Origin of the sequence: Pseudoalteromonas piscicida (assembly GCF_002744175.1) — a bacterium.
GTDB classification, from domain to species: Bacteria; Pseudomonadota; Gammaproteobacteria; order Enterobacterales; family Alteromonadaceae; genus Pseudoalteromonas; species Pseudoalteromonas piscicida_B.
In genome coordinates this window covers 1-13,638 of record NZ_NKHF01000100.1, presented here as the reverse complement: position 1 = coordinate 13,638, position 13,638 = coordinate 1, and the positions used below count along the sequence as shown (strand labels likewise).

Genomic DNA, 13,638 nt, shown 5'->3' with positions numbered 1-13,638 from the left:
ACCTATTGCTCATTTTGTTTTACTTCAAGGTTTAAGATTTTTTTCAAATTCAAAAGGACGACCATTTTTTCGCCCACATTGACAAGTCCTTGTACAAATTGGCTGTTTTCAGAGTCCTGAAAGTCAGGGACATCTTTAGCCGTTTCTTCATTTATGCTGTACACATCCGATACAGCGTCTACCACTAATCCCATTATTTTGGTGGATTCTTTTATAATCACAGATACAACGATAACGACGGTTAATGGGCCATACTCAACTTGGGGTAAGCCAAATCGCAGTCTTAAATCAATAATAGGTACAATCGTACCGCGCAGGTTAATCGCGCCATTTACATATTTGGGGGCATTTGGAATAGTCGTTACTTCTTCCCAACCTCTTATTTCTTGTACAGCCAAAATATCCATACCATATTCTTCATTGGCCATCATAAAAGTTAAAAATTGTGTATCGTCATCTTTGTCTGCCAGCATAACTTGCTCATTTATTGATGCCCTTTCCGTGATCATGATGCCACCTCTTCTAGCTCCTGCTCCATCAGCAACTCTTGAGTGCCTGGACGTTTGAGACCACTTAATTTAATCAGACCACTAATATCAACTATTAGAGAAACTCTGCCATCCCCTAAAATGGTCGCACCAGAGATACCATTAACCTTTTGATAGTTTGCTTCAAGGCTCTTGATCACTACCTGTTGCTGAGCAAGTAAATCATCAACCAACAAGCCTACTTTGTGATTGTCACTTTCGACCACCACCAGCAAAGTTTTGTCGAGCTCTTCAATTGCACCTTCATGATTAAACAACTGATAAAGCCTCAATATCGGGATGTACTCATCACGTAGTCGTAACACCTCTAAACCATTTCCAACTTTGCTCACTTTCTTAATATCAATTTGCAAGGATTCGACGATGGAGATAAGTGGGATAATATAAGTATGCTTAGCAACCTTAACCAGCTGGCCATCTAAAATGGCTAAGGTAAGTGGTAATCTTATGGTAAAGGTAGAGCCAACCCCTTTGGCGGAGGTTACCTCCACACTGCCATTCAGCGATTGGATGTTTCGTCTTACCACATCCATACCGACACCACGGCCAGAGATATCGCTCACCTCATCAGCTGTAGAAAATCCTGGCTTGAAGATCAGTTCATTAACCTCTTCCACAGAAAGCTCATCAGTCTCTTGGATCAGGCCGTTCGCTACTGCTTTACTTTTTATTTTTTCAGTATTTAGCCCTCTACCGTCATCCATGATTTCAATAACGATATTACCGCCTTGATGAAATGCATTGAGCGTGACGGTGCCTACAGGGTCTTTACCTGACTTGATTCTTTCTTCCGGCGTTTCTAGGCCATGATCCAATGAGTTTCTCACCAGATGCACCATAGGATCAGATATTTTCTCCATGACCGTTTTGTCTAACTCTGTCTGCTCACCCAACAACTTTAGTTCAACTTGCTTGTTTAGCTTCTGTGAGGTGTCTCTCACCAACCGAGGAAACCGACTAAACACAAAGCTAATCGGCAACATCCTGATCCGCATTACATTTTCTTGTAAGTCTCGGGTGTTATGCGCCAACTGTGCCAGTCCCTCTTGCATGGCTGCTAGGGTATGTTCCGTCGGTTCTTGCTCTCCTAGTTGCGTCAACATTGCTTGCGTGATCACCAGTTCCCCAACCATATTGATAAGAGAGTCCACTTTATCAATGCCTACCCTTATCGACGTTGATTCTGCTGATTTTTTACTCGCTTCAGGTTTCGCTTTTGCTGCAACGGCTGCTTTGTTAGGTTTGTTATGAGCCTCAGGCTCATTAGCAGGGCTATCCTGTTGGTTTTGCTCCAACTCACCTGCAAGCATTTCCCCCTCGCCTTCAAACAGGCCGCCACATATAGTAATGACTATTTCGGCATCATCTTCAACCCACTCGAAGACTTCTCTAATCGCAGATTCTGGTTGTGTTGTTGTGAGATACAAACGCCAGCTTAAATAACAATCTTCAGGATTAAAAACGTCTATTTCCGGAATGGCGTCACAAAAGGCATGTGTTTCTAACTCCCCCAGCTCCGAGAGCTCACTTAGCATGTAGAGCGGTTCATTTCCGGTCTTAAAAAGGTGCGGTAATGGTTTAAAGTCAATCTGATAGGTATGCGATTCGAGTCTCCCTGAATCACTTTGCAAAGTCTCAGAGCTTGTTTCACTTTTGCTCCCCAAGATCTCTTCAAACTTACCGCGCAACTCATTGGCGCTTGAAAGGTCTGGCTCTTCCTCGGCTTGTAGTGCAGTTAATAATGCTCGTAAGCAATCCACGGCCTGCAATAACAAATTAACATGCTCGGCAATAAGTTGACGACGCCCATCTCTGATCTGGTCGAGCAAGGTCTCTAACACATGGGTAAAGTTTGCCACAGAGGTAAACCCAAATGTTCCACTGCCGCCTTTAATACTGTGGGCTGCGCGAAAGATAGTATTGATTGTCTCAGAATCTTCGTGTCCGGGCTGTAAATTCAACAGCTCAGCTTCCATGATATCTAGTCCTTCAAAGCTTTCTTCAAAAAAGACATCAAAAAATTGGCTTAAATCAATACTCATATCGACGCCTCTCAGTATCTATCTTATGACTTTCTTTAATACCGCTAATAATTGTTCGGGGTTAAATGGTTTAACAATCCAGCCCGTAGCTCCAGCAGCCTTCCCCTCGGTTTTTTTATCCAACCCTGACTCTGTTGTCAGCATCAGCAAGGGCGTAAACTTGTAATTTGGCAAACTGCGCAATTCCTTGATTAGCGTAATACCATCCATCACAGGCATATTCACATCAGAAATAACAGCATCGAAGCCCTGTTGTTTTGCGATGGATAGTGCTTCACTACCATCTTTCGCCTCTATTACATCAAAACCTGCTTTTTTTAGCGTAAAGCCCACCATTTGACGCATAGATGCCGAGTCATCCACAGCTAAAATCTTTTTCATAATCACCTCTTAATTTTCAATACTATGGAATAAATAATGAGTTAATCCGAGCTCATTTACCGCTTGGGCTAACGCCTCACTTTCACCATGCCATACAATTTTATGCTCCATTGTGAGTAGGTGTTTTTGTACGGCACACAATAACTGGATAGATGCGGTGTCTGCTTTTTGTACTTCACTAATGTCAATTGTGATGTCAGACGTTTCCATAGAGTCTTGGAAAAACTGATGGTACAGACTTTCCACATGGTTGATTGCCATCTCGGGTGGAAGTTTCAACATGAGCAGAAGACTATCCTTGTAAAAATGAGTAATAAAATTAGCTTAGACCGAGATAGCAAAATTGCCACAAAGATTGGATAAAAATCCGCAAATAATTAAAGCGTTAGAGGTAGGAAATGTTGCTGGCACTGAGATTTAGCAGTGCCAATATGCGACTAATTGATGATCTTTTCTAAATCCTTAAGTAACAACTTATCGTCGATAGTTGGCACTGTGCCTTCGGCATATGAGGGTTTGAAAATGGCCTCAAGTTGGCCATCAGGGTTTATTAGTGCTACTGATGCACTATGATCGACATAATATTCTCCTTTCTGCTCCTGATTTATCGCATAGATCAATCCCAGATCTCTGACGAAAGGAAATAGCGCAGCATGATCACCGGAAACGGCCTTAAAAGCAGGCTCAAAGTGCTTAATATAAGCTAAGCGCTTATCTTTTGTATCCCTGTTTGGATCTACAGAAACAAACCACACTTGCAAGCTATCCTTGTTTTCAACTGATTGATACACATGTGTTAATTTTAATAGCGTCATAGGACAAATATCAGGACAACTAGTGTAACCTAGAAAAAGTAAATTCCACTTGTCGGCAAAGTCCTGGTTGCTAACAGTCTCACCGTATTGATCTTGAAGTTCAAAATGCTTTACCGCCTTGGGCGTTGGATACCAGACTACTTTTTCTGATACCTCAGGTGCTTGACCACACCCAAATAACATCACAGCCAAGACAATAACTATAATTCTTTTCATATAAATGCTTTATCCACAAAAAGTGCCACAAAAACTATCAGTAAATGCCAGATAGAAAAATAAAATACTCTCATAGCATACTCTAAACTATTAGTTTTCATAAGCTTTGTTGCTTTATAAATAAATGCAACATTGGCCGCACCAGAGCATAATAAATAAATCCACCCCGACATCCCGACCAAATAAGGTAATAGACAAACTAAAGTAAGTAATATGGTGTAAAATAATACGCACAGTTTGGTAAATTCATCACCATGTGTCACTGGCAACATCGGTACTTTCGCTTTTTCGTAGTCACGTTTACGCGCAATCGCCAGAGCCCAAAAATGAGGTGGAGTCCAAGCAAATATAATCATCACCAATAACCATGGTTCTGCTCCCAATTGTCCAGTCTCACTGACCCATCCAAGTAACGGAGGCATAGCACCTGCTAATCCACCAATCACTATATTTTGTGGTGTTGCACGCTTTAGCAATAATGTGTAGACCACAGCGTATCCAACTAATGCAGCAAGGGTTAATAATGCGCAGAGCTGATTTGCAAAAATCGTGAGTAGAGCATAACCAAGTACGGCTAAAATACTGGCAAATATTAATGCTGATGAAACCGAGACAGACTCTGTCGCTAATGGCCGGTTGCGAGTTCTGGCCATTTTTTTGTCTATCTCTCGATCCACGATATGATTAATCGCCGCAGCGCTACTTGAGAGCAGTCCTATACCCAATAAGCTCATTACTTGAGAGAGTAACGTTTTATCACTGTGTGGCGCCAAAGCCATGCCAACCCAAGCGGTAATAACCAACATACAAACTACTTTAAATTTGCACATACCAAAATAGGATTTTAGCAATGTTGTTATTCTTTGATATTCCGAAAGTTCAGTTAACTGTTGCATATTTCTCTCCTATTTTTTGCGCTAAACTCACAAAAAAACATAGTCTCACCATCGCCAGTAATACCATGGCTGCCATGAAGTTATGAAATAAGGTGAGTAACAATGGAAATTGGAAATGAACGATGGCAGCGCCGACAACAACTTGCAGAGTTACTAACACCAGCACAAGATAAGCTGAGTTTTTAATCACCTGACTTTGCTGTTGCTTTAATAAAGGCCAGCACGCAATAAGTAAGCTCAATACGGTAATGATCGCCCATACTCTATGTGTAAAGTGAATCGACACTCTTGATTCAAAGGGGAGCACACCAAATTCGTAAGTAGCTGAAGCCTCTGGTAACGTGAATAAGCTTTGCCATGAAAAGAGTTGTGAATTATCACAAAGAGGTAAACCGGTGCAATGTGGCGCTGCATAATTAGCAGCTAACCAGCCGCCAAGTGCAATTTGAATCACCAAAACAAACAGTGCAACATAACACACTTGAGCGGTGCGCCTGGGCACCTGAGCAGTAATACTACTGTGCTTTAGTCGCAAGACTAATAAAACCAACAACGCTAAGATACTAAATCCGCCAAGTAAATGTCCCATGACTATCACAGGTTGCAGATTCATTGTCACAGTCCACATTCCCAAGGCGCCTTGAAACAACACAAGCATCAACAGTAAATAGTAATGTCGATTTGGGCCCTTATTTTCTTGCTTTTTGAATAACTGTAAACATGCCAATGTAAGGATGATAAGCCCTAAAAAGCTGGCAAAATAGCGATGGATCATCTCAATCCAGGCTTTTTCAGCTTCAACTTCTAAGTGTGGGAACTGATCTTTTGCCGCTGAAAGTTCGTGGCTCTCATTCGGCACTGTCAAAAAGCCATAACATCCTGGCCAATCGGGGCAACCAAGCCCTGCATCACTCAAGCGGGTAAACGCACCAAGGGTTACCACGACTACAGTAACAAAACAGGCAAATATTACGATCCTGATTCTATTCATATTCACCTCCTAGCTTGAGCGAGAGTAGTTAAGTAGTTTCTTAAGATCACTCAGCAGACCTTTCTGCACACTTCTCATTTTTGCTTGATCTAATGTAGGCGCATACTGAAGTACAAATAGGCCCGTTTTATCAACTAAGTAAATATAGTTGTCTTGTAATTGAGTTAAGTGTAAAGGTAACGAGGTAGCGTGTTCCACAACAGGCTCATCTTGATTTTGTAACACCACAACCGATACTTTTTGCTGATACTTGCCCAGCGCTAAATACAAATTAGGTAGGCTATTTAGTAATAAGGAGCATTGCTCATCGCATGACTGCGGACGCTGATACACGATACTCCACTCGGTATCTAAAACGACTTCTGGCTGACGCACTTCTTGACGTAAGAATTCACCATGGTTGGTTGTGCTATTAGGAAGCCAATCTAGCTTTAGTGCTACAAAAGCCAGAAGTAGAGGAAGTACGAACAAGCCAATAAACCAAACTGCTGTCTTAGACATTTTTGTTCTCCTTTTTTGAAAGCTTCCACCCAATTACCGCGGCTGCAATAGCAATGAGAAGCCACTGCACTGCATACGCCTCATGCTTCTGAGGCGACATAACAACAGGCTGATAGTGTGGTTTGGTACTTCCCAATATGTCCTGCGTCATATAAGCGATGATAGGTAATAAAGCATGATTCGAAGCTTTGGATAGATAATCAATATCGATATACTGAATAATTGATTGAGTTGACCCACTTTCTGCAGCTGAGTCAGCAAGCGTAAAACGCTTGCTCGAGCTTGTTTTAATGTATGCAGGGATCGACACCTGTGCCTCTGAGAGAGAGATAGGCGTAGGCATTCGACTAGCTTGCTGTGGAACAAAGCCCAAATTTACGACTACATATTCGCCGGTATCTCTCATTTTTAAGATAGAAATAACGTCAAAACCTACGCGACCTTTCACCACTTGGTTGTCGAGATACCATATTGCTCCATCAATAAAATGCCCTGTTAGTTGAACTTCTCCATTAATTTTCTCGGTAAGATCTCTCTTATTATCATTTACTCCATGCCCAAGATTAAGCTGTTGCTGCTTTTCTATATCCTGATTGAGCTCATGCTTTTTAACCGCTCTTTGCCACTGCCAATATGAAAGCGAACAACACAGCAGCATAACGATTAATGCTGCCAATATAGGCGTTTTTGATCTACCTTTAAAAAGTGCACCTAAATTCACGGACACTCCTTATGATTAAAATTATTATCGTTGTATTACTGCTATTTGTTTTTATTAGTCTTTTTAAGGCGATGTTGATAATGCTCAAATCTGAGCAACAAGTATCAATGGCAAAGCAATTATTAAATCGTGTATATGCTTCAATCGCTGTCATTCTTATTATTTGTCTTGCTGCTCAATTTGGGTTGATAAAATTACACCCATCGCCGATTTCTACAACACATAAACAAATACAAACAGACACAACCACACCACATCAACAAAGTGCCAATACCAAGCACCAGCCTGAAAAGCAAAATGATTTTTTGCAGTAAAGTGCCCTTTCAGAACTCTAATCCAAATCACAAAAAGAATAATTGCTCCAAGTGTAACGTGCACTCCGTGAAACCCAGTTAGCAAGAAGAAGGTATTACCATAGACTCCCGACTGAAGCGTTAACCCAAGCTCTTGGTAGGCATGGATATACTCTTCGACTTGCAAAGTTAAAAAGCCAATGCCAAGTAGTACCGTTAACCCTAAAAAGGCTTTTACTTTTGCTCTTTGCTCTTTTTCCAATGCCACGTGTGCCAAACTTAATGTAACCGAAGATGCGAGCAGAATAATGGTGTTTATCAAGGGTAATCCCTGCCAGCCCATTGCCTGTGTTACAGTGCCATCAGGTGTGGTTAGTAATGGCCACACGGCCTCAAACTGAGGCCATAGCACTTCATTAGTACTCGCATTATTACTTGCACCGCCGAGCCATGGAACAGCGAACATCCGAGCATAAAAAAGCGCACCAAAAAAAGCTCCGAAAAACATCACTTCTGAGAAGATGAACCAGCCCATTCCTTGCTTAAATGAACGATCCATTTGGGCCGAATACAACCCAGTTTGAGACTCTTGGATCACATTTCTAAACCAGCCAAAAATCATATAGATGAGTGTGGCAATGCCCACAAGCAGCAAAAGTGCGCCACTATTGCTGGCCGAATCAAGTTGAATAATTGTAAGTGCTGAGCCTACCGCAATAAAAAATAGCGCAAAAGCACCAACGATAGGCCACGGACTTTGCTCTGGAACATAGTATTTTTCTTGTTCATGGTTCATATTAGAACTCCTTTAGAGCAACTAACTGACCCAATTCTGCACTTTGGGTCTTGCTTACTCGCTCTGTAATATCAAACAACGTGTACGAAAGCGTCAGCTCTTCTACATCATTAGGTAGCTCTGTATCCACATAAAACCTCAGTACAAACTCAACTTCTTCTTGGCCTTTCATTGGCTGCTGATCAAAGCAGAAGCAGGCCATTTTATGTAAATACTTGGCAGCTTTCCCCGGAGATACAGAGGGAATTGCTTGTAATACACGCTCACTGTCACTCATATTTTTTGCTATAAACTTAACATCTGTTAGCTTGCCAGGTTGCACGCTGACAGAGTGCTGTACAGCATCAACTTTAAATGGCGCCTGACTTTGACTATGGGTTGTGAAACTTACTTCAACTTGGCGGCTATCAACAATGGCCTCACTTTGTTCAGCCACTTCCATCGAAGGTTTGCCGTTGAGCCCTGTCACATCACAAAAAACGTCGTAAAGCGGAACCAATGCAAAAGCGAACGCAAACATCCCAAGTGTCAGTAAGATAAGTTTCTTAAGTAGGCGCCCATGTTGCATTACTTGATCTCCGGTGGAGTAGAAAATGTATGGTATGGCGCAGGTGATGGTACATCCCACTCGAGGCCCTCAGCACCATCCCAGACTTTTCCGGGAACTTGCTCGCCTCCTTTAGCACATTTATACACTACAGCAACAAATAGTAATTGCGACAAGCCAAATGCAAACCCACCGATACTGATTATGGCATTAAAATCAGCAAACTGGAGTGCATAGTCAGGTATCCGCCTCGGCATACCAGCAAGACCTACAAAATGCATAGGGAAAAACAATATGTTGACACTTATCAGGGATAACCAAAAATGTAACTTCGCCAGCTTTATATCAAACATATGCCCCGTCCACTTGGGCAACCAATAATAAGCCGCTGCCATGATAGAAAACACGGCACCAGTTACGAGCACATAGTGGAAGTGAGCAACAACAAAGTAGGTATCATGATATTGGAAATCAGCAGGGGTAATCGCTAACATCAAGCCGGAGAATCCACCGATCGTGAATAGCACAATGAAGGCGATTGAAAAGAGCATCGGCACTTCAAAGCTAATTGCTCCTCGCCACATGGTCGCCACCCAATTGAATACTTTTACTCCTGTTGGCACAGAGATAAGCATCGTCGCATACATAAAGAAAAGCTCACCGGCCAAAGGCATCCCGGTGGTAAACATATGATGCGCCCACACAACAAACGAGAGCAACGCAATAGAAGCTGTAGCGTATACCATTGAAGCATAGCCAAATAGTTTCTTTCTGGAGAAGGTAGGCACTATGGTCGAGATAATACCGAAAGCGGGAAGTATCATTATATATACCTCAGGATGACCAAAAAACCAGAATATGTGCTGAAACATAACCGGATCTCCGCCGCCAGCGGCATCAAAAAAACTCGTACCAAAAAATTTATCAGTCAATACCATAGTGACAGCTCCGGCTAAAACTGGCATAACCGCAATTAACAAGAATGCCGTAATAAGCCAAGTCCAGACAAAAAGTGGCAGCTTCATCCATGTCATTCCTGGAGCTCTGAGATTGACGATAGTCACTATGACGTTGATAGCGCCCATGATTGAGCTTATCCCCATGATATGAACTGCAAACACGAAGAATGCTGTATTATCATTACTATAGGTTGTCGAGAGTGGAGCGTAAAAAGTCCAACCAAATGCGGGTCCACCACCTTCTAAAAACAAAGACATAAGCAAAATAGCGAACGCGAAAGGTAAGATCCAAAAGCTCCAGTTATTCATCCTAGGAAGTGCCATATCGGGTGCCCCTATCATCATTGGGATCATCCAATTTGCAAGACCAGTAAACGCTGGCATCACCGCACCAAATACCATAATCAAGCCATGTACCGTTGTCATTTGATTAAAGAAGTGCGGATCTACTAGCTGCAAACCAGGCTGGAATAGCTCAGCTCGGATAACCATCGCCATCGCCCCACCAATTAAGAACATGGTCAACGAAAACAATAGATAGAGTGTTCCAATATCTTTATGGTTGGTTGTGAAAAGCCAACGCTTTAAACCTTTGGGAGCCGCATGATGTGAATGTTCTTCTACTATGGCACTCATTACTTAGCCTCCTCTAATGCATCAATTTCTTTCTGAACTTGGCTAGGTTGAACCACTTCTCCTGTGTCGTTACCCCAGCTGTTTCTTTTGTAAGTAATGACCCCTGCGAGCTGTTTTATCGTTAATTGTTTTGCAAAAGATTGCATGGCAGTTCCCGGGCGACCAAGTAATAAGATATCTATATGCGCTTTGATATCACCAGTGACCACTTTACTCCCTTTCATCGCTGGGAATACGCCAGGTAAGCCCAACCCTGTTGGTTGGTGACAGGCAGCACAATATGCCATGTAGGTTTGTTCCCCAACTTCCATCAATTCTTCTTTTGACAATGTTTGCTGAGCAACGGCTTGTGATTCAGCTGCTGCTTTCGCTTTAGCCGCTTTGGCATCAGCGAGCCAATTATCAAATTTTTCAGGGCTAACAGCTTCTACCACCACAGGCATAAAGCCATGGTCTTTACCGCAAAGCTCGGCGCATTGTCCTCTATATATCCCTTCTTCGTTAACTTTGGTCCATGCTTCGTTAATGAACCCAGGATTAGCATCTTTTTTCACCGCAAAGTCAGGAACCCACCAAGAGTGAATAACGTCATCAGAGGTCATTAGAAATCGAACTTTTCTATCTGTGGGTATTACCAAATGTTTATCCACCTCCAAAAGATAATTTTCATTCTTCTCTTGGAGATCGCTAATTTCATCTTTTGGTGTGGATAATAGAGAATAAAATTCAACCTCGTGTCCCATATACTCGTAATGCCATTTCCATTGTGATCCCGTCACTTTGATTGTGAGATCGGCTTTACTTGTATCTTCCATTGCAATGAGAGTTTTAGTGGCTGGTATTGCCATCCCTATCAAAATTAAAAATGGAATGGCAGTCCACAGGATCTCAACTTTTGTGCTTTCATGAAATTGAGCGGCTACAGCTCCTTTGGATTTACGATGCTTTATAAGTGCCCAAAACATCACACCAAAGACTATCACCCCAATAACACAGCATATGAGAAATATGGTCATATGGAGTTCATATACTTGATGACTGATGTCTGTCACACCTTGCCTCATATTGTAATCACTATTAGCAAGTGAGGGCGTGGCGATTAGCACGGTGACAAATGCTACAACTAATCGACAAATTTTCATTTGACGTCTCCTTCAAGGCGGCTAAAAACCACCTTTTGTTATTATTGGATGACTGTCATATTGTCTATTGGTACATAGACTTACTGCACGACTATTAACCAATTAGTCAAAAAACAAACAAAACGCAAGATTTTTAAGAGCAATAGCTATAGAAAGGAAAATCTAGATTTTCGAGATCAAACCAGCAGAAGGAGAAAAATTATGCATAATTATCAATGTAGTAAATATACAAATAAATGAAAAAAGTCTTAATGCTTTCGTCATTACAGCGTAATAAGCAAAGTTAATTCTTAGCATTGAAGCAAAATAAAGTATCTGTTAAGCGTAACACCCAATTTAATGTTGAACTCAATTGAACAATTTATATTGGCGTATTTATTCTGGTGGTTTTCTTTAAGGCAAGGCAACCCCTCATGCATGACCCTATTTTTACTATGCTAGCGCTCAAATAGAGCAACCAATATTCGATAGGCAAGTAAGCTTGTGGGTTATACCAATTTACTCAATTAAGAGGCTTTTTGAGATAAGAGGACCTGATAGCTTATCCTATTTGATCATCTTGTTCTCACCAAAGTAGTTGCAGCCAAACCTGGCAAGGTGGGTTAACCTGAGCTTCGGATAATTAATGCCTTTCTAGCGGCCAGTTCAAGCGCTAACTGCGCTGCAGTCACTTCCAATAGCCAGCTGTTGGTACGTAAATTCGCCTTGTCTACAAGGATGTTGGTACCAGGGCGGTAGCAGAGCGCGAGAGCGGGGTTATTCCTAAGACACTATGGCCAGATTTTATGAGATTCTAAAAACAATGAGTTAACCCATTTTTCATCCAAACCTCAGGTTAGCTAGGCTATTCAAATGTTATGGTGTGGTGTGACAACACGCTACTAGTTTAGCGTTAAATACGTTCTAGCAAGTTGGACAGGTGTAAGGCTAAACTAGTCTTGATAGCGGGAAGAGAAACTTCTTTCATTAAAATACCAAGTCACTTAATTAAGTGATCTATTTTGAGGCGAGAAAATCACGTCGACAACCCGAGACCCAACCCGCTCAAATCAAGATGCCGACGTCCATGTTGGCAAGGCAAAAATTTTGCTGCTTAGTTGTTAGAAATAAGAAATTTTTAACGCAGTTAGTGTCTGATTTACTCTTTAAAGTTGAGCAAATATTAAGACTGAATGGTATGAGTGCGAGCCTCTACCTTAACTGCACAAGTAACAGTACAAACTAGTATTACATCCAGTCAGCGCTTCGAATAACACCGACGGCCAAGCCTTCAATAGAAAAATTCTGTTGCTCTAAATCGACTTCAATCGCTTGAAACTCCTCGTTCTCTGCATGAAGTAATACCTTTTTACCTTTTTTCTCTAGGCGCTTAACGGTAACATCCTCTTCAACTCGCGCTACTATCACTTGTCCATTTTCCGCTACTTGAGTTCGGTGAACTGCAAGAAGGTCACCATCCATAATGCCGATATCCTTCATACTCATTCCATTAACTCTTAAAAGGTAGTCTGCGCTCGGTCTAAAGAAGTTTGCGTCTACGTTAAAATGGCTTTCTACATGCTGCTCAGCTAAGATGGGTTCACCGGCTGCAACCCTGCCAATAATCGGTAGTCCTAGCTGCTCAGGTTCGTCCTCAACCAGTCTAATGCCACGACTAGCGCCAGGTACCATCTCAATGACACCTTTTTTAGCAAGGGCTTTTAGGTGCTCTTCTGCTGCATTTGCACTCTTAAAACCCAGCGCATCGGCAATTTCTGCTCGTGTCGGGGGCATCCCAGTATCTTTAATGAATACTTTTATCAGTTCAAAGATTTGTTCTTGTCGTTTTGTTAGAGGACGCATTAACTGGTATTCCATACAGTAGTTCATTTACTGTAAGTATATACAGCTGAAAGAAAATCGCAAATGTTTCTTTATTCAACATATTTTCTATTTAATTTTAAGACGAATTGTCAGATGACTCCCGCCCACCTATAGCACTTTGCTGAGACTGTGGTAGGAGCGAGTTTATCTAGCGAGGTGTTTGTTTTTTATCTTTGGCGTCTTCGACTCGAATGTGTATGCACACAAATCGGCGGGTGAACCACCTCCTACCCTGCTGAGACTGGTGAGAGCGAGTTTATCTCGCGAGGTGTTTGTGTTTTATCTTTGGCG

15 protein-coding genes are annotated in these 13,638 nt (G+C 41.9%); 1 reads left to right on the top strand and 14 read right to left on the bottom strand.

The window, feature by feature from the left end; translation table 11 throughout:
- Positions 1–2: 2 nt before the first annotated feature.
- From CEX98_RS20010 to CEX98_RS19970, 9 genes are all read right to left on the bottom strand, one after another.
- The gene (locus CEX98_RS20010) at positions 3–509 is read right to left on the bottom strand and encodes a chemotaxis protein CheW (protein ID WP_099643759.1); all 507 of its coding nucleotides are present in this window, start codon (positions 507–509) and stop codon (positions 3–5) included.
- Positions 506–2,590, bottom strand: coding sequence for a chemotaxis protein CheA (locus CEX98_RS20005; RefSeq protein WP_099643758.1), 2,085 nt, complete (start codon positions 2,588–2,590; stop codon positions 506–508). Before CEX98_RS20005 ends, CEX98_RS20010 begins: the two co-directional genes overlap by 4 nt.
- Before the next feature lie 18 nt (positions 2,591–2,608).
- Entirely contained in the window at positions 2,609–2,971 is a 363-nt protein-coding gene (locus CEX98_RS20000) for a response regulator (RefSeq protein WP_099643757.1), read from the bottom strand.
- 9 nt (positions 2,972–2,980) lie between these two features.
- Positions 2,981–3,253, bottom strand: a complete 273-nt coding sequence (locus CEX98_RS19995) for an STAS domain-containing protein (protein WP_099643756.1) — start codon at positions 3,251–3,253, stop codon at positions 2,981–2,983.
- 155 nt (positions 3,254–3,408) lie between these two features.
- On the bottom strand, positions 3,409–4,002 hold the full coding sequence (locus tag CEX98_RS19990) for an SCO family protein (protein WP_099643755.1): 594 nt from the start codon (positions 4,000–4,002) through the stop codon (positions 3,409–3,411).
- Positions 3,999–4,898 (bottom strand): heme o synthase, encoded by a 900-nt coding sequence (gene cyoE, locus CEX98_RS19985; RefSeq protein WP_099643754.1) that lies wholly within the window; start codon positions 4,896–4,898, stop codon positions 3,999–4,001. Before cyoE ends, CEX98_RS19990 begins: the two co-directional genes overlap by 4 nt.
- Entirely contained in the window at positions 4,882–5,889 is a 1,008-nt protein-coding gene (locus CEX98_RS19980; protein WP_172439814.1) for a COX15/CtaA family protein, read from the bottom strand. The genes cyoE and CEX98_RS19980 overlap by 17 nt, the downstream gene beginning before the upstream one ends.
- 9 nt (positions 5,890–5,898) lie before the next feature.
- A complete protein-coding gene (locus tag CEX98_RS19975) occupies positions 5,899–6,390 on the bottom strand; it encodes a transmembrane cytochrome oxidase associated protein (protein WP_099643752.1) in 492 nt (163 codons plus the stop codon).
- A complete protein-coding gene (locus CEX98_RS19970; RefSeq protein ID WP_099643751.1) occupies positions 6,383–7,111 on the bottom strand; it encodes an SURF1 family protein in 729 nt (242 codons plus the stop codon). Before CEX98_RS19970 ends, CEX98_RS19975 begins: the two co-directional genes overlap by 8 nt.
- 11 nt (positions 7,112–7,122) lie before the next feature.
- Here CEX98_RS19970 and CEX98_RS19965 point away from each other — a divergent pair, with 11 nt between their 5' ends.
- On the top strand, positions 7,123–7,425 hold the full coding sequence (locus CEX98_RS19965; protein WP_099643750.1) for a DUF2909 domain-containing protein: 303 nt from the start codon (positions 7,123–7,125) through the stop codon (positions 7,423–7,425).
- On the opposite strand, the gene CEX98_RS19960 is transcribed toward CEX98_RS19965, so the two are convergent.
- The 5 genes from CEX98_RS19960 to lexA all read right to left on the bottom strand — a co-directional run bounded on the left by CEX98_RS19960 (position 7,325) and on the right by lexA (position 13,326).
- The gene (locus CEX98_RS19960) at positions 7,325–8,200 is read right to left on the bottom strand and encodes a cytochrome c oxidase subunit 3 (protein WP_099643749.1); all 876 of its coding nucleotides are present in this window, start codon (positions 8,198–8,200) and stop codon (positions 7,325–7,327) included. The two genes, CEX98_RS19965 and CEX98_RS19960, sit on opposite strands and share 101 nt — an antisense overlap.
- A gap of 1 nt (position 8,201) precedes the next feature.
- Positions 8,202–8,768 carry a cytochrome c oxidase assembly protein gene (locus tag CEX98_RS19955; RefSeq protein WP_099643748.1) on the bottom strand — a complete coding sequence of 189 codons (567 nt, stop codon included), beginning with the start codon at positions 8,766–8,768 and terminating at the stop codon, positions 8,202–8,204.
- Positions 8,768–10,342, bottom strand: a complete 1,575-nt coding sequence (gene ctaD, locus CEX98_RS19950) for a cytochrome c oxidase subunit I (protein WP_099643747.1) — start codon at positions 10,340–10,342, stop codon at positions 8,768–8,770. Before ctaD ends, CEX98_RS19955 begins: the two co-directional genes overlap by 1 nt.
- A complete protein-coding gene (gene coxB, locus CEX98_RS19945) occupies positions 10,342–11,484 on the bottom strand; it encodes a cytochrome c oxidase subunit II (protein ID WP_099643746.1) in 1,143 nt (380 codons plus the stop codon). The genes ctaD and coxB overlap by 1 nt, the downstream gene beginning before the upstream one ends.
- A gap of 1,227 nt (positions 11,485–12,711) precedes the next feature.
- Positions 12,712–13,326, bottom strand: coding sequence for a transcriptional repressor LexA (lexA, locus tag CEX98_RS19940; protein ID WP_099643745.1), 615 nt, complete (start codon positions 13,324–13,326; stop codon positions 12,712–12,714).
- Between the last annotated feature and the right edge of the window lie 312 nt (positions 13,327–13,638).